Origin of the sequence: Sinorhizobium sp. M4_45 (assembly GCF_002885915.1) — a bacterium.
GTDB classification, from domain to species: domain Bacteria; phylum Pseudomonadota; class Alphaproteobacteria; order Rhizobiales; family Rhizobiaceae; genus Sinorhizobium; species Sinorhizobium meliloti_A.
This window is the reverse complement of the sequence record NZ_NWVE01000020.1, coordinates 1-16,193: the sequence shown is the minus strand read 5'-3', so window position 1 is coordinate 16,193 and position 16,193 is coordinate 1. Positions and strand designations below refer to the sequence as shown.

Annotated in this window: 10 protein-coding genes and 4 pseudogenes; 9 read left to right on the top strand and 5 right to left on the bottom strand. The window is 60.7% G+C overall.

The window, feature by feature from the left end; all coding sequences use genetic code 11:
• Positions 1–129 precede the first annotated feature (129 nt).
• The 6 genes and pseudogenes from CN933_RS31085 to CN933_RS31060 form a co-directional block, all read left to right on the top strand.
• Positions 130–1,128, top strand: a pseudogene (locus CN933_RS31085) (Na/Pi cotransporter family protein); the annotation flags it as partial.
• A 101-nt stretch (positions 1,129–1,229) separates the two neighbouring features.
• A complete protein-coding gene (locus CN933_RS31080; protein WP_100670292.1) occupies positions 1,230–2,426 on the top strand; it encodes a 2-aminoethylphosphonate--pyruvate transaminase in 1,197 nt (398 codons plus the stop codon).
• 26 nt (positions 2,427–2,452) lie between these two features.
• Positions 2,453–3,727: a phosphonoacetate hydrolase gene (phnA, locus tag CN933_RS31075; RefSeq protein WP_100670293.1), complete on the top strand. Its 1,275-nt coding sequence runs from the start codon at positions 2,453–2,455 to the stop codon at positions 3,725–3,727.
• Positions 3,724–5,181 (top strand): phosphonoacetaldehyde dehydrogenase, encoded by a 1,458-nt coding sequence (gene phnY, locus CN933_RS31070; RefSeq protein WP_102763420.1) that lies wholly within the window; start codon positions 3,724–3,726, stop codon positions 5,179–5,181. The genes phnA and phnY overlap by 4 nt, the downstream gene beginning before the upstream one ends.
• Before the next feature lie 234 nt (positions 5,182–5,415).
• Complete coding sequence (locus CN933_RS31065; RefSeq protein WP_102763419.1) at positions 5,416–6,435, top strand: putative 2-aminoethylphosphonate ABC transporter substrate-binding protein; 1,020 nt, start codon at positions 5,416–5,418, stop codon at positions 6,433–6,435.
• A gap of 136 nt (positions 6,436–6,571) precedes the next feature.
• Positions 6,572–8,275, top strand: a pseudogene (locus tag CN933_RS31060) (adenylate/guanylate cyclase domain-containing protein); the annotation flags it as partial.
• 439 nt (positions 8,276–8,714) lie between these two features.
• On the opposite strand, the gene CN933_RS31055 reads toward CN933_RS31060, so the two are convergent.
• From CN933_RS31055 to CN933_RS32215, 4 genes are all read right to left on the bottom strand, one after another.
• Positions 8,715–9,515, bottom strand: a complete 801-nt coding sequence (locus tag CN933_RS31055) for an ABC transporter ATP-binding protein (protein WP_010967299.1) — start codon at positions 9,513–9,515, stop codon at positions 8,715–8,717.
• Positions 9,516–9,528: 13 nt separating this feature from the next.
• Positions 9,529–10,422, bottom strand: a complete 894-nt coding sequence (gene ntrB, locus CN933_RS31050) for a nitrate ABC transporter permease (protein ID WP_102763418.1) — start codon at positions 10,420–10,422, stop codon at positions 9,529–9,531.
• Between the two features lie 62 nt (positions 10,423–10,484).
• Positions 10,485–11,777 (bottom strand): CmpA/NrtA family ABC transporter substrate-binding protein, encoded by a 1,293-nt coding sequence (locus CN933_RS31045; protein ID WP_028010644.1) that lies wholly within the window; start codon positions 11,775–11,777, stop codon positions 10,485–10,487.
• Positions 11,778–12,491: 714 nt separating this feature from the next.
• Positions 12,492–12,737 carry a hypothetical protein gene (locus tag CN933_RS32215; RefSeq protein WP_102763416.1) on the bottom strand — a complete coding sequence of 82 codons (246 nt, stop codon included), beginning with the start codon at positions 12,735–12,737 and terminating at the stop codon, positions 12,492–12,494.
• 106 nt (positions 12,738–12,843) lie between these two features.
• Here CN933_RS32215 and CN933_RS31030 point away from each other — a divergent pair.
• From CN933_RS31030 to CN933_RS31020, 3 genes and pseudogenes are all read left to right on the top strand, one after another.
• Positions 12,844–13,282 (top strand): annotated as a pseudogene (locus tag CN933_RS31030) (transposase); the annotation flags it as partial.
• A gap of 292 nt (positions 13,283–13,574) precedes the next feature.
• Entirely contained in the window at positions 13,575–14,747 is a 1,173-nt protein-coding gene (locus CN933_RS31025) for a type II toxin-antitoxin system HipA family toxin (protein WP_102763415.1), read from the top strand.
• Positions 14,748–14,770: 23 nt separating this feature from the next.
• Entirely contained in the window at positions 14,771–15,754 is a 984-nt protein-coding gene (locus CN933_RS31020) for a helix-turn-helix domain-containing protein (RefSeq protein WP_017266938.1), read from the top strand.
• A gap of 80 nt (positions 15,755–15,834) precedes the next feature.
• Here the strand turns inward: CN933_RS31020 and CN933_RS31015 are convergent.
• Positions 15,835–16,062, bottom strand: a pseudogene (locus CN933_RS31015) (hypothetical protein); the annotation flags it as partial.
• Positions 16,063–16,193: the final 131 nt, after the last annotated feature.

The window sequence follows — 16,193 nt, the reverse complement described above, 5'->3', positions numbered from 1 at the left end:
GGCGAAATCAATCACCCATGAAGACAACCAGGCACCCGAGGGCCACCGCCGCCAAACTGTCCGCGACTTAGTGAAACAAGTGTCCGCGACTAAGCGGAATCCCTGTCCGGCTTTTGCGAAATGCGCAGGTTGATCGCCATGTGGCTGACGCGCGGGTGTTCAGCCGAGACGCGGCGCGTCGCGGCCGGCAATCTCCTCTTCCGGGCCTCCGGCGCCTTGATCGCCTTGCCGGCGATCGGCCTCTTGTCGGCAGAACTTCGACATCTTGGCGCAACCCCGGCGGAGCAGCTCGTCCATTTTCATCTGGCCTTCAACGCCTGCCTCGCGATCTTTTGCCTGCCGCTTTCGCAGCTTGCCGCCGGCGCCGCTACTTCTCTCATCAAATCGGATCTCAAGAGCTCCGAAGACGGCGACACGCTTGCCCGGAGAATCAGTGCGCTGGACCGGACTCTGCTCGACAGCCCCGACACGGCCCTCGCCGCCGCGACGCGCGAGGTGCTGTTCATGGGCGAGGTGGTCGAGCGGATGCTCTGTCCGGTGATGGAGCTCCTGGAGCATCCGAGCCCGGCGAAGATCGAGGAAATCCGCCGGCTCGACGGATATGTCAATCGCGCCCACCGCGACATCAAGCTCTATCTCGCAGCCATCCATCGCGGCGTGCTCGACGAGCGTCAGTCGCGGCGGGGTGTAGAACTCATCGACATCGCCATCAATCTCGAACATGCCGGCGACATCGTGTCCAAGACCCTGGTCGAAATCGCCCGCGACAAGCTGGAGAACGGCAACAAGTTCTCCGACGAGGGCTGGACCGAGCTCAAGGTGCTTCACGCCAGCGTGCGCGACAACATGCGTCTCGCTTTCAACCTGCTGGTGTCGGATGACCCGGCGATGGCGCGAAAGCTCGTTCGGGAGAAGGAGCGGGTACGCGCGCTCGTACGGGAAAGTCACGAACGGCATCTGGCGAGATTGCGGGCAGGGCGCCCGGAAAGCGTCGAGTCCAGCAACATGCACCTCGAAGTCGCACGGGCGCTCAAGGAGGTGAACTCCCTTCTCGCCACGCTCGCCTATCCAATCCTGAAACAGCGGGGGGATCTGCTCGAGAGCCGTCTTGCGCTTGTCAAAGGTTGATAAGCCAAATCTATGAATGAATATGAAATATCGATTTTACAGATACATATGGGATCGCCATCCTCGCCATGTCCCGGCAGTTCTCAAAGGAGAGAAACCAGATGCCCGCAGATTCAAAGACGAATGAAGTTCTCGAAGCGCCGAGATTGGGCGAGCCGTACCTGCTGACGCCTGGGCCGTTGACCACCGCCTTTTCCGTAAAGGAGGCGATGCTGCGCGACTGGGGGTCCTGGGACGGCGACTTCCGGGGCATGACGGCCGAGTTGCGTCGCGAACTGCTTGCGATTGCGGGAGACGAAAGCGGCGAATACGACTGCGTCCCCATGCAGGGGAGCGGCTCCTTCTCGGTGGAAGCCATGCTCGGCAGCTTCATTCCCCGCGACGGCAAGGTTCTGGTGTTGATGAACGGGGCCTACGGTCAGCGCATCGGCCAGACGCTCAAATATCTCGGTCGCACGCATGTCTCGATCGACAAGGGCGACTATATGCCTCCGCGCGGCAGCGAGGTTGCAGCCGCTCTCGACGCAGATCCGGCAATCACCCATGTCGTGGTCGTCCATTGCGAGACGAGCTCGGGCATTCTCAATCCTCTCAAGGAAATTTCCGAGGCAGTCTACAGTCGCGGCCGCAAGCTGCTGGTCGACAGCATGAGCGCCTTCGGCGCTGTGCCCGCCGGTGTCAATGACTTCCGTTACGAGGCGATCGTTTCCTCCGCCAACAAATGCATCGAAGGCGTTCCGGGTTTCGGGTTCGTCATCGCGCGCAAGTCGGAACTGGAGGCTGCCAAGGATCGCAGCCATTCCTTGAGTCTCGACGTCCATGCGCAATGGGCCTACATGAACAAGACGGGCCAATGGCGCTTTACTCCGCCGACCCATGTCGTCGCCGCCTTTCTCGAGGCGCTGCGGCTGCATCGCAAGGAAGGCGGCGTTGCCGGACGCGGCGCGCGCTACGCGAACAACCGCGACGTCATGGTCGCCGGCATGCGCCAGCTCGGCTTCGAGACACTGCTAGGTGACGAGTGGCTCTCGCCGATAATCGTGACCTTCTTCAGCCCCGCCCATCCGAACTTCAATTTCGAGCGCTTCTACGAATTGATGAAGGCGAGGGGCTTCATCATCTATCCCGGCAAGCTCACCGTCGTCGACAGCTTCCGGATCGGCTGCATCGGCCAGATGGACGCGCAGGTGATGGAAAAGGTGGTTGCCGCCGCCGCCGAGAGCCTTGCGGAAATGGGCGTCGACACCGCCACCCCACCGGCGCTTGCGCTCGCCGAGCGCGCCCGCCTCGCCGCCTGACCGATCCCCCTCCAGGAGCACAACAGATGAACCAGATGTCCAAGATTTCGGTGACGGTAAATGGCCGCCGCTATCCATGGCCCCGCGTGCCCGCAATTGCGATCTGCCTCGACGGATGCGAGCCCGCCTATCTCGATGCAGCGATCGACGCCGGGCTGATGCCGGCGCTGAAGCGCATCAAGGAACGGGGAGCCGTGCGGCTGGCGCACAGCGTCATCCCGAGTTTTACCAATCCCAACAATCTCTCGATCGCAACCGGCAGCCCGCCGGCGGTCCACGGGATCTGCGGGAACTACCTCTATGAGCCGTCGACGGGCGAAGAGGTGATGATGAACGATCCGAAGTTCCTGCGCGCGCCCACCATTTTCCAGGCTTTCTATGATGCAGGTGCCCGGGTCGCGGTCGTCACGGCGAAGGACAAGTTGCGGGCGCTGCTCGGAAAAGGGCTCCGTTTCGACGAAGAGCGCGCCGTCTGCTTCTCGTCCGAAAAATCGGACAAGGCGACCCGCGCGGAGCACGGAATCGACAATGCTTCCGCCTGGCTGGGCCGGCCCGTTCCCGAGGTCTATTCGGCAGCACTTTCGGAATTCGTCTTCGCTGCGGGCGTCAAGCTGCTCAGGGAGTTTCGCCCCGACATCATGTATCTGACGACGACCGACTATGTTCAGCATAAATATGCCCCCGGCGTTCCCGAAGCCAATTCCTTCTACGAAATGTTCGACCGGTATCTCGCCGAACTGGACGGGCTCGGAGCAGCCATCGTCGTCACCGCCGATCACGGCATGAAGCCGAAGCACAAGGCGGACGGCTCACCCGACGTCATCTATGTTCAGGACCTGCTCGACGAATGGCTCGGCAAGGATGCGGCCCGCGTCATCCTGCCGATCACCGACCCCTATGTCGTGCATCACGGCGCGCTCGGGTCCTTTGCCACCGCCTATCTTCCGGACGGATGCGACCGCGGCGAGATCATGGCAAGGCTGAAAGCGATCCAAGGCATCGACGTCGTGCTCGACCGCTCGGAGGCGTGCCGGCGCTTCGAGCTGCCGGAAGACCGCATCGGCGACATCGTCCTCGTTTCATCCGAAAACAAGACGCTCGGCACCAGCGAGCACCGGCACGACCTGGCCGCACTCGACGAACCGTTGCGCTCCCATGGAGGGCTGACCGAGCAGGAGGTTCCCTTCATCGTCAACCGCGGGCTGCCCGAACTCCCGAACGCGCCCCGTCTTCGCAACTTCGATGCGTTTTTCTACGCGGTCACGGCGGCGGCTGAGGCCGGTGCGGAGGGCGCGCTATGACGAAGGCGGAGGTCACAATCGCAGTGCGCCACGAACCGATGCGCATAGCCGGGCGCCTTATCGACACGGACGATCGCATAGAAGTCCGCTATCCCTGGAACGACACTGTCGTCGGCACCGTACCCGCCGGCCGCGCCGAACACGCAAGAGAAGCCTTTGCGATCGCGGCCGCCTATCAGCCGAAGCTCACGCGCTACGAGCGGCAGAAAATCCTGCTGGCGACCGCCGAGGCGCTGGCCGCCCGCAAGGAGGAGATTTCCGACGTCATCACGCTGGAACTCGGCATCTCGAAGGCTGACTCGCTCTATGAAGTCGGGCGCGCCTTCGACGTCTTTACGCTTGCCGGCCAGATGTGCATCCGCGACGACGGCGAGATCTTCTCCTGCGACCTCACGCCCCACGGGAAGGCGCGCAAGATTTTTACGATGCGCGAACCCCTGACCGCAATTTCGGCGATCACCCCGTTCAATCACCCGTTGAACATGGTGGCGCACAAGGTCGCGCCGGCGATTGCCACCAATAACTGCGTGGTGGTGAAGCCGACCGAGCTCACGCCGATGACGGCGCTGCTGCTCGCCGACATTCTTTACGAGGCCGGCCTGCCGCCGGAAATGCTTTCGGTCGTCACCGGGTGGCCCGCCGATATCGGCATGGAAATGATCACCAATCCGCATGTCGATCTCGTCACCTTCACGGGCAGCGTTCCTGTCGGGAAATTGATCGCCGCCAACGCGCACTACAAGCGCCAGGTACTCGAACTCGGCGGCAACGACCCGTTGATCATCCTCAACGACCTGTCCGACGACGACCTCGCCAGGGCGGCCGAGCTTGCGGTCGCCGGAGCCACGAAGAATTCCGGCCAGCGCTGCACGGCGGTCAAACGCATTCTCTGCCAGGAGAGCGTCGCGGACCGTTTCGTGCCGATGGTTCTCGAACGGGCGAAGCGCTTGCGTTTCGGGGATCCGATGGATCGCTCTACCGATCTCGGGACCGTCATTCACCAAAAGGCGGCGGCACTTTTCGAAGAGAGGGTGATGCGTGCGGCGGAGGGGGGAGCCGACATTCTCTACCATCCCGGGAGAAGCGGCGCGCTCCTGCCGCCGATCGTCGTCGATCGGGTGCCGCACCAGTCGGACCTCGTGCTGGAGGAGACCTTCGGTCCGATCATACCGATCGTGCGGGTTCCCGACGACGACGAGGCAACGATCGCCCTGTCGAACTCCACGGCCTTCGGCCTCTCCTCCGGCGTCTGCACCAATGATTACCGCAGGATGCAGAAATACATAGCCGGTCTGAAGGTCGGAACGGTCAACATCTGGGAAGTGCCCGGCTATCGGATTGAAATGTCGCCCTTCGGCGGCATCAAGGACTCCGGAAACGGCTACAAGGAAGGCGTGATCGAGGCGATGAAAAGCTTCACCAACGTCAAGACCTTCTCGCTGCCCTGGCCGTAAGGAAATCTGCCCCCCGGTAGCAGAGGAAGGAGCGGCCCGATGGCCGCTCCTTCCATTTCGAGAGCACACGCGAAGCTGTATAAGCTGAGACAATACTTATATAAAATAAATAGATTTTACTTATCGATCTATCCCCCGCAGATTTCCCAGGCAGGGCGGATTTCCAGGCGCGCAAGTCGCCGATACCGCCACAAGAGCTTGCCAATTCGAATGCCAACAAAAAGGGGAATTAGCATGCCGTTTTCAAAGATATTCCTGGGCGCAGCGACTGCCCTCATCCTCACATCTTCCGCCTATGCCGAGACGGAGCTCACCGTCTACACGTCCATCGAAGCGGTCGACCTCGACCGTTACAAGGAGACATTCGAAAAGGCCCACCCCGACATCAAGATCAACTGGGTCCGCGACTCCACCGGCGTGATGACGGCCAAGCTTCTGGCGGAGAAAGACAATCCGCAGGCCGACGTGGTCTGGGGTGTGGCTGCGACATCGCTGCTGCTGCTGAAGTCCGAGGGCATGCTCGAACCCTATTCTCCGAAGAACGTAGAGGCGCTCGACCCCCGTTTCGTGGATGGTGACAAGCCGCCGAGCTGGGTGGGTATGGACGCCTATGTGGCGGCTCTTTGTTACAATACGGTGGAGGCGGAGAAGCTCGGCCTGACGCCGCCAACCAGCTGGAAGGATCTCACGAAGCCGGAATACAAGGGCCATATCGTGATGCCCAATCCCAATTCCTCCGGCACAGGCTTCCTCGACGTCTCCGCCTGGCTTCAGACGTTCGGCGAAGAGGGAGCCTGGTCTTTTATGGACGCCCTGCACGAGAACATCGCCGCCTATACCCATTCGGGCTCCAAGCCTTGCAAGATGGCGGCATCAGGCGAAACCGTCATCGGCGTATCCTTCGAATTCCCGGGGGCCAAGGCGAAGACGTCGGGCGCGCCCATCGACATCATCTTTCCTTCGGAAGGATCGGGCTGGGAAGCCGAGGCCACGGCGATCATCGCCGGGACGGCCAATCTCGAGGCGGCGAAAACGCTGGTCGACTGGTCGGTCAGCAAGGATGCGAACGAGATGTACAATGTCGGCTATGCCGTCGTGGCTTATCCCGGCGTCGCCAAGCCGATCGAAAATCTTCCCGCCAACGTCGCCGACAAGATGATCGAGAACGACTTCGAGTGGGCCGCAAACAATCGCGCCCGCATTCTGAAGGAATGGCAGAAGCGCTACGACGCGAAATCCGAGCCCAAGTCCTGATCCGCATGCATCTCACGGGAACGTTCGGCGCTTAGCCACGGGCGTTCCCGTCAAGCCTCATCGAATGCCTATTGCTCAGGAGCTTGCGGATGAAACATGCAACAGCCCCCGCGGAGCCGGCCATGCCCGCCTCCTCGATGAGCAATTGCGCAAGCGTTTTCAGCAGCTCGTCGACCAGTTCGAGGCGCTGATCGACGGGCAGAGAAGCATCCCGAACGCGCGTAACGAAGAGCTCGCGGTTGTGGCAGAGGGCCAGAAGTTGGTGGTGGAGAACGATGAGCTGTCGCGGACGCTCACTCTCGCCGTGGACCGCCTGGTGGCGGCGGCCAAAGGCGACATCGCCGAGGCGGGCGAGGAAGCCGCAACGGTTCGGCGCTATGGTACTGGGGTCGTGCTTGGCTCCGCCCTTCTGAGCCTCTTGAGTTCGGTCCTGATCGTCTGGCTCTACGTCGACCGCAATCTTCTTGCACGCCTTACGGGCCTAAGCCATAGCATGCTTGCCATCGCCGCCGGCGATCTTCGGGTGCCGTTACCGCAGACCCGTGGCGACGAGATCGGCCGTATGGCCAAGGCTCTTCGCGTATTCCGCGATACGGCGATCGAGGTCGAGGAGAAGAACCTGCGCGCCGTGGCTGAAGCCCGCCAGCGCCTTATCGACGCGATTGAAAGCATATCGGAGGGCTTCGCCCTTTACGACAGCGAAGACCGGCTTCTCGTCTGCAACAACCGGTACCGCGAGATTCTGTACCCGGGTTTGGATGATGCCGTTGTTTCCGGAACCCATTTCGAGGCGATCATCCGAGCGGCGGCGGAGCGTGGCTTGATAGAGGATGCGATCGGGCGGGAGCAAGAATGGCTCGCCGAGCGCCTCGAAGCGCATCGCAATCCGACCGGAACACTCCTTCAGCAGCGCGGTCCGGATCGCTGGATCCAGATCAGCGAACGCCGGATTTCAGGCGGCGGCACTGTCGCGGTCTATTCGGACATCACGGAGCTCAAGCGCCGTGAGCAGGATCTCTCAGAAAAATCGGTTGCCCTCGAGGCGCTCTCCGCCAAGCTTGCCAAATACCTCGCGCCGCAGGTGTATAACTCGATCTTCAGCGGCAAACAGGACGTTAAGATCGAAAGCCGGAGGAAGAAGCTGACGATCTGTTTCTCGGACATTGAGGCATTCACGGAAACAACCGACAAGATGGAGACCGAGGAACTGACCCAGCTCCTCAATCAGTATCTGACGGAAATGTCGAAGATTGCTCTGTCCTTCGGGGCTACGATCGATAAGTACGTAGGCGACGCCATATTGATGTTCTTCGGCGACCCCGAAACACGCGGCATTAGGGAGGACGCGATCGCCTGTGTCTCGATGGCACTCGCCATGCAGGAGCGGATGGGCGAACTCGGCGAAACCTGGCGCAGCGTCGGCATAGAGATGCCACTGCGCTGCCGGATCGGCATTCATACTGACTACTGCACGGTCGGCAATTTCGGCAGCGAGGACCGGATGGACTATACGATCATCGGCGGCGCCGTGAACCTCGCCGCCCGACTTGAAGAGGAGGCCGCCCCCGGCTCAGTGCTCATCTCCTACGAGACCTTCGCGCAGGTGAAGGACCTGATCCATTGCGAGGAGACCGGCCGTGTCCGCATCAGGGGAATAGCCTATCCAGTCGCGACTTATCGCGTCGTCGACTTCAAGGCGCATCTGACCAAGGGCTGCAGTTCCATTCGAACCGAGCTGCCCCATCTGAGGATCGAGGCGGAGCCGGAACTCATGTCGACCGGTGAGCGCGAGGTGGCCGTGACCGCTCTTCGCGAAACACTCGACCGACTTTGTCGTTAGACAGAATTGCGAGCGCAGAACGAACCAGATTTTCGCTGATCGCGTGCTTGTTCGCAGGACGAAAGATACCTCCACCGGCGCCAGTGCGGAAGATTTAAGTGGCCCGGGGTTCGAATCCGGTCAAGGCGAGGGGTAAGCGCGGCCCTGACCGCGAAAGAAGCCGTCGGCAAGATGGAGAGCCGACACCTGGCGGCTGCGCGGCTCAGGCCGGGTTGCGCGACAAGCGCACCTTTGATCGCTCCATCGAAGTTCGCAGTGCGGTTGGAACAGTCTGATCGCGGCCGGAAGGAAGCCTTCAGCCGGCCACCCAAAACTGACCCAAACCGCCGCGCAGTGTTGATCGTTGCAGGGCAGGGGACGACACAACTAAGATACCGCAAGCTGTAGAAGATGGCCGCTGGTGAGAGCCTTTACCGAGATCGAGTTCCGTTCGGAATAATCACTCTGCAGCTTCGACGAAGCGGTGGCGTTCGTAGAGGAACTTCAGCACCGACTCGCGACATGTCAGGTAAGTTCGATCGGAGGCGAGCTCAATGCGACGACGCGGACGCGCGAGCGGCACGTCGAGGATTTCACCGACTCGTGCAGAGGGTCCATTGGTCATCATGACGATGCGGTCCGAAAGCAGGACCGCTTCGTCGACGTCATGCGTGATCATCAGCACCGTATTGCCGAGCGTCGCGTGAATCTGCATGACCTGGTCCTGCAGATGCGCGCGGGTCAGGGCGTCGAGCGCCCCGAAGGGCTCGTCGAGAAGCAGCACCTTCGGTTCCATGGCAAGCGCCCGGGCGATGCCGACGCGCTGCTTCATGCCGCCGGAGACCTCTGACGGGTGCTTCTCGGCGGCATGCGCCATCTGCACTAGCTCGAGGTTGCGCATCGTCCATTCATGGCGTTCCTGCTTGTTGCGGGTTCTCGAAAACACCTTGTCGACGGCCAGCCGAACGTTTTCGTAGACCGTCAGCCACGGCAGCAGCGAGTGGTTCTGGAAGACGACGGCGCGGTCCGGTCCAGGTTCGTCGACGACCTTGCCGTCGAGGAGGACGACGCCGGTCGTCGCCTGTGTCAGCCCACCGACGATGTTAAGCAGGGTCGACTTGCCGCAGCCAGAATGGCCGATGATCGAGATGAATTCACCCTTGTCGACTGTAAGTGAGACCTGTTTGAGAACCTCGGTGCGTGTTCCGCCGCGTTCGAAGCTCTTGTCCAGCAGTTCAAGTGAAAGATAGCTCTTGGTCATCGGGCTTCCCTCTCTAAGCGTTTGCAGTGCCGCGGGTGACGGCGCGGCCGACGAGTGCGATGAGGCGGTCGAGGAGAAAGCCGACAATGCCGACATAGATGAGCGCCACGATGATGTCGCTGATCAGCGACGAGTTCCACGCATCCCAGATGAAGAAGCCGATGCCGACGCCGCCGATCAGCATCTCGGCCGCCACGATCGCCAGCCAGGAGAGACCGATGCCGATCCTAAGACCGGTGAAGATGTAGGGGGCAGCGGCCGGCAGCATGATCTTGCCGAAATATTCGAAGCCGTTCAGTCGCAGCACCTTGGCGACGTTTTGGTAATCCTGCGGAATGTTGCGGATGCCGACCGCGGTGTTGATGATGATCGGCCAGATCGCCGTGATGAAGATGACGAAGATTGCCGAAGGGGTGCCATCCTGGAAGGCGGCGAGTGAAAGCGGCAGCCAGGCGAGCGGCGGCACGGTGCGAAGCACCTGGAAGATCGGATCGAGGCCGCGCATCGCGAGCGCGCTCTGGCCGACGAGCGTCCCAAGCGCGACGCCGACCGCCGCAGCCATCGCGTAGCCGAGCGCGACGCGCTGCAGGCTGGCGAAGACGTGCCAGAACAGACCCTGATCAACACCCTGACCGATGTAGAAGGGATGTGCAATCAGCTCCCAGCTCTCCTCGAGGACGCGCGACGGGGCCGGAAGGCTCGATTCAGGCGACGAGCAGATGAGCTGCCAGGCAAGGGTGAAGAACGTCAGTGTGACGAGCAGCGGCAAGAGGTTGGTGACAGTCCCTGTGACAAAGCGCGACAGACGGCCATCGATGCCGCGGCTCGCCGTCTGCCCGAGAGCGATGACCTGAGCGGAGGTCTGCGGAGTCGCCTGGGGTTTGAGCTTGAGATTGGTGACGGACATGCCGTTCTCCTAGGGGGGTTAATCGAAGGCGGCCGGGAAGGGACCCGGCTGCCGATGCGGCATCAGGCGATGCGGCTGATTGCCAGGCTCTTCAGGTACGTTTCGGGATTTGCGGGATCGAAGACCTTGCCGTCGAAGAAGGTCTCCGGCCCGCGCGAAGTGGAGGCGGGGATGTCGGAGATGCCGAGGTCCTTTGCCGCTTCGCGCCAGATGTCCTCACGGTTGACCTTGGCGATCAGCCCCTTGATGTCCGTATCCGATGCAAGCTTGCCCCAGCGGATATTCTCGGTGAGGAACCAGGCGTCATGGCTCTGGAACGGGTAGGACGCGTGTTCGCGCCAGAATTTCATGAAGTGGGGGCTGTTCTCCACGATCTTGCCGTTGCCGTAGTCGTATTCACCTTTCAGCCGATCGACGATGTCCTTTGGCGGCACGTTGAACCAGCTGCGCTTGCCGACGATCTTGGCGAGTTCGTCCTTGTTCGCCATATCGTCGCACCACTGCGCGGCTTCCTCGATGGCCATGACCAGCGCCTTGACGGCGCGCGGGTTCTTCTCGACCCAGTCGGCGCGCATGGCGAAGGACTTCTCCGGATGCTCGGCCCAGATCTCGGCGGTGTTGACAGCGGTGTAGCCGATCTTCTGGTTGACGAGTTGCTCGTTCCAGGGTTCGCCGACGCAGAAACAGTCCATGGTGCCGACCTTCATGTTGGCGACCATCTGCGGCGGCGGGACGACGATGGTCTCGACATCCTTGTCCGGGTCGATGCCGGCGGCGGCGAGCCAATAGCGGATCCAGAGGTCGTGTGTACCGCCCGGGAAGGTCATGGCGACCTTGGCGGCCTCGCCACCGGCCTTCTTCTTGGCGAAGGCATCTTTCAGCACCGAGGCGTCGATGCCGACCTTCAGATCGGCATAGGCTGCACCGACCGAGATCGCCTGCGCGTCGAGATTGAGGCGGGCGAGGATCGCCATCGGCAGTGGCTGGTTGTTCTGCGTCACCTTGCCAGTCGAGATGAGATAGGGCATCGGAGTCAGGATATGGGCGCCGTCGATACCGGCGCCGGCCGAGCCGAGCACCAGATTGTCGCGGGTCGTGCCCCAGGAGGCCTGCTTCACCACCTCGACCTCGGTCATGCCGTACTTGTCGAACAAACCCTTCTCTTTGGCGATGATCAGCGGGGCTGAATCGGTCAGCGCGATGAAGCCGAGGGTGGCCTTCGCGGTCTCGGGACCGGCGCCTTGGGCGAAGGCCCCGGAGGGCAAAAGCGTTCTCGCTGCGCCGACCATGGCGGCCGTCGCGGTGGTCTTCAGCACGCTGCGGCGGGTCAGGCCGCCGAACAAAGCCTTGGTCATGCGCACGCTCCCTCAATGTGGTGGCCGGTCGAAAGCCGACAAAAAAACGCCGCTTGGGCATTGCGCTCCTGGGTTGGGAAGGAAACCCATGGAGGCAAGGACCTTGCGACGTCGGTGTCTTTGGCAGGCGCTATCGGCGCCTGAGCTCGCTTCAATCGCCGTTGATCAAAGCAATGATAAAAAAGCAAGGCCCATGCCAGTTTTGGGCGGTCACGATATCCCTTTGAATCAAATAAGTAATAGGTGGCTCAGGCGCCTGCTCAAAAAAGCAACATTAGCAAATCACGATGAAATGTTGTGCACTGCAGCACGAGTTAAGTCGTCATTCCGCGTAGAAAAGCGGCGGTGCCGTTGAAATGCCGTTGAGCGAGCCTGTCAAGCCGCCAGGGCGGCCATTGCCTGGGAAAACATGCTGATCTCGGTGTATCCCGTGAATGCTGTTTGCCTCGATGCCGACTGCGCGGAAGGGTGACCCGTTCCAACCACGACGAGATCCAAGGTGACGCGGGAAAGACGAGGGGCCCGAAGGTCAGTTGGTCGAGCGGAACGCATAGCTAAAAGGCGTACTGATCTGAAACTGTGAAAAAACCCCGCTCATGGCGGGGTGAGTTGCGCATCCAGTCGCCTTCGGCGGATGCGTGGCAAGCACCACCACAACTTGCGTCTACAGCAGCAGCGCGCCACCGGTGCGCGATTTTGTGCATTGCGCGGCCTCTATCGCCAGTAACTTCGGCCCTTTTCGCTTGACGATCGACCCATAGTATAACCGACCGCGAAGGCAATGGCGCCGACTGTGAGCGCCAATCCTGTTGCAGTGTATGGGTGATCTGCGGCCCCTACCACGACAGCGTTCGCTTCGGGGCCAACTGCGCCGCTGGCTACCTTAGCTATCTTTCGGACACCCGTGGGCGGTTCGGTCGGCTTCCCGGTGAAGCCGGCGCTCAGTTCGTCGTTCGCCATGTTGTTTCTCCTGCTAGGGAAGGAGGAACCGACGACGGACGGGGAGGTTCCGGATATCACGCACCGACCCCCAACCCCCGGGTTCTAGCAAGTCAAACTCAAGCGCAAGATCAATCTGACCACCGGCAGGAGCGGACTGATTCTCTATCTCGTCATCGAAGCCGGCAATCCGGCCGACAGCGAGCGGCTTTTGCCCTTACTGGAGCGCCACATCCTTCTATGGCGAGGCGCCGCGGCAGGCGGGCGCCGACGGCGGCTATGCGAGCCGTGAAAACATACCCCAGGCCAAGGCCTGGGGTATGCGCGATATGGCCTTCCATAAGAAGAGCGGCCGCCTCCGGATCAAAGATATGGTCAGGAGCCGCTGGGTGTATCGCAAGCTCAGAAACTTCCGGGCCGGCATCGAAGCCGGCATCTCCGGCCTGAAGCGGACCTATGGCCTGGCCCACTGCACCTGGCGCGGGCTCCACCACTTCGAGACCTACGTCTCGTCCTCGGTGGTCGCCTACAATCTCGCCCTCTTCGCCCGTCTCGGGCCAACCTGACGATGCTGGCACAGGAAGCCAGCCCGCCGAAGACGAAGTTCATCGATGTCCTCGGACAAAACGGCCTTCCGCGAATGGATTTTTACGCTAGATTCGAGTCATAGTTTCGCAGGCGAGCTGTGGCTGGCGCGGATCGGACGGATATAAAGCTAAAGATTGTTAGTTTCGCGCGAAATGCATGAAATCGAGTTATACCTTGATTTTCTTACAAATCAGCACACCATGATGGATGTATGGCTTCGTAAGCACCCCCAGCGGGCGCGTACGAGGTAGAGAGCGAAGGCATAACTTAATGGCACTGAGAAGCGCAAATATTTTGTTCAAGGATGAAACCGCCGGCACGTTGGTCGAAACGGCCAACGGCGGAACGCGCTTCGCCTATCATTCAGACTGGAATAAAGGCAATATCGCGTGCTGCTTCCCCTCCACGCAACGCGAACATGAATGGAAGGTCGGCCTGCATCCGTTTTTCCAGCACCTCGGCCCGGAAGGATGGTTACGCGAACAACAGGCACGTTCGGCACATGTCGTCGAAGAAGACGACCTTGGGCTGCTCCTTCGTTACGGTGCAGACTGTATCGGGGCCGTCAGCATCCGGCCGCCGGACGATGCCGCACAGCTCCCGGAAATCACCGAAGCCACCGTCAGTCCCGGACGCACGGTTTCAGGTGTGCAGAAGAAACTGCTTGTCACCAAGGACGATGAAAACAGGTTTGTTCCCGCGAGTGCGACGGGATCAGCGCTCTATATCGCTAAATTCAATTCCGACCGAATAGACAACCTCGTTCGAAATGAACTCCTGAGCCTGCGGTGGACCGCCGCCGTCCTTGGCGAAAGGGAAGTGACCGCGTTCACGGCCTCGCTCACCGCGGTTGTTGACGAAACGGCGCTCATTGTTACCCGCTTCGACCGGAGACCGAACGGCGAGAAACTGCGCCTCGAAGACTGTGCGCAGATCCTCAGCAGGCCCAAGGGACAGGACTACGCAGGCAAGTATGATGCGGCCTACGAGGATATTGCCGCGATCATTCGTCAGCACTCATCGCGCGCGCCAATCGACCTGTTGCGGTTTTTCAATCGCCTGATTGTCTTCACCCTGATCGGGAATTGCGATGCCCACCTGAAAAACTTCTCCCTTCTGGAAACGCCGACGGGCTTACGGCTATCCCCCGCCTATGATGTGGTGAACACCGCATTTTATGACGGGTTCGACCAGACATTGGCGCTGTCAATCGGCGGTGAGAAAATCCATCTGGAAGCGGCCAACCAGGCAATTTTCCGCGCCTTCGGCAAGGAGATCGGCCTGCCGGACAGGGCCATCGACCAGACATTCAAACAGCTAAAGCGGCAGGTGGAGAAGGCTGCATCCATTATCCGTCCGCCCGACGCGGAGCCGGCGGACGGCTTCGTGCATAGATTCAAAGAGATCGTGGACAACTCATGCCTGAGAATACTGGAAACATAGCTCCGCTTGCGTGGCAACGGTACGTGGAAGAAACCTTGCGCCGTCGCAAGGCGGAAGGTCTTACACAAAAACATCATTCGGCTTTGGCGGGTGTCAGCCATCCGACAATGGCTGCGTTCGAGCGTGGTGAAACGACCCTCACACTGGCGAAAGCCCTCGACATCCTGCGCGTCGTTGGTTTGGTGGATGAGCCTACCGAGGGGGACACGCAAGCCCGGTTCGTGCGCGATGCATTTGAGCGTTGGCGTAATCTGGTTGCTCCGCTCCCCCAGGATTCGCCTGCGCGGTTTCCAAATGGCTGGTATCGGTTCGACTACTGGCTTGAGGGCGATCTCAAGATGTCGGAGCTGACCGCCTTTGAACGCATTCTTGAAAAGGCCGTAGTTCGGAAAACGGGCTGGCCGCCGTTCTGGCTTCCGACACGCGAGGCTATTCAGCCGCGTGAAGTTGATGGACTGATTGAATGTTGGCTTGCTCCGCAAGGCGAGGAAGTCGAGCGCGGGTTCAATGATCCTGCGCATTGCGATTTCTGGCGTGCGGCCCCTTCGGGGCGCATGTTCCTGATCCGCGGTTATCAGGAAGATGGTGCGGAGACGTTCCCCGCCGGAACGATCCTCGACACGACGCTTCCCCTATGGCGGATGGGTGAGGTTCTGTTGCACGCGGAAAAGCTTGCGTCGCTCCTTCGCAAAGATGCCGATACAGCCGTGACGGTTCATTTCCGCGTCATGTTCACGGGCCTGCGCGGTCGCGTGTTGCGCTCCTGGGCTAACCCGCTGAGTGATCTGCTTGTCGAAGGTCATGCGGCACGAAGCGATGAAGCCGTGCTGGAGGCAAACTTTTCTGCCAACGATATCGAGAGCCGATTGGCCGAATGCATGCTCCCGTTGTTGACGTCGCTCTATGAGAGGTTTGGCGTGGCAGGGCTTTCGCTCAACCGCGTCGAGGCGGAAGTGCAACGCTTGTTGAATAGCCCCATCAGCAAAGAACGTCGTCCGCGCCGCTAGCGGTGACCGCAAACCGCTTGGGATGGCGCAAAGACCGCAATCTGCGGACTCGGCCACGACAGCATGATTCAAGCGGAGAGCTATTTAATCTGGTACGCAAGGCGGCGTTGCACAAACGCCGGCTTTGAACCCTCAAGAATCTTCACGATAGCGTCATTGATACGCGGATTTTCGATAGACCCGGATTCATAAGTAAACTTGTAGCCAGCCGCTTTGTCCAAAGTCACGTAAAGTACCTGCTCGGCATCCGCCCCAACCGCCAGGTTAGGATTGTGCGTGACCAAAATCACTTGCCCCCTCGTCCTGGCCTAGCATTACAGTTGCATTTTCGTTTGCAGATGAGCTCGTCGCGCGGCCGCCTGATGGGCGCGTCTCCAGCATGACCATGCGATGACGGAGGCGGGGTTTATGCGACGCTGAGCGAGTCTGGTGGCGATGC

Coding starts and splice junctions, on each gene's coding strand:
- CN933_RS31065 (WP_102763419.1), top strand. CDS start 5,416: ATGCCGTTTTCAAAGATATTCCTGGGCGCAGCGACTGCCCTCATCCTC.
- CN933_RS31045 (WP_028010644.1), bottom strand. CDS start 11,777: ATGACCAAGGCTTTGTTCGGCGGCCTGACCCGCCGCAGCGTGCTGAAG.
- phnA (WP_100670293.1), top strand. CDS start 2,453: ATGAACCAGATGTCCAAGATTTCGGTGACGGTAAATGGCCGCCGCTAT.
- CN933_RS31080 (WP_100670292.1), top strand. CDS start 1,230: ATGCCCGCAGATTCAAAGACGAATGAAGTTCTCGAAGCGCCGAGATTG.
- CN933_RS31055 (WP_010967299.1), bottom strand. CDS start 9,515: ATGACCAAGAGCTATCTTTCACTTGAACTGCTGGACAAGAGCTTCGAA.
- phnY (WP_102763420.1), top strand. CDS start 3,724: ATGACGAAGGCGGAGGTCACAATCGCAGTGCGCCACGAACCGATGCGC.
- ntrB (WP_102763418.1), bottom strand. CDS start 10,422: ATGTCCGTCACCAATCTCAAGCTCAAACCCCAGGCGACTCCGCAGACC.
- CN933_RS31025 (WP_102763415.1), top strand. CDS start 13,575: ATGGCACTGAGAAGCGCAAATATTTTGTTCAAGGATGAAACCGCCGGC.
- CN933_RS32215 (WP_102763416.1), bottom strand. CDS start 12,737: ATGGCGAACGACGAACTGAGCGCCGGCTTCACCGGGAAGCCGACCGAA.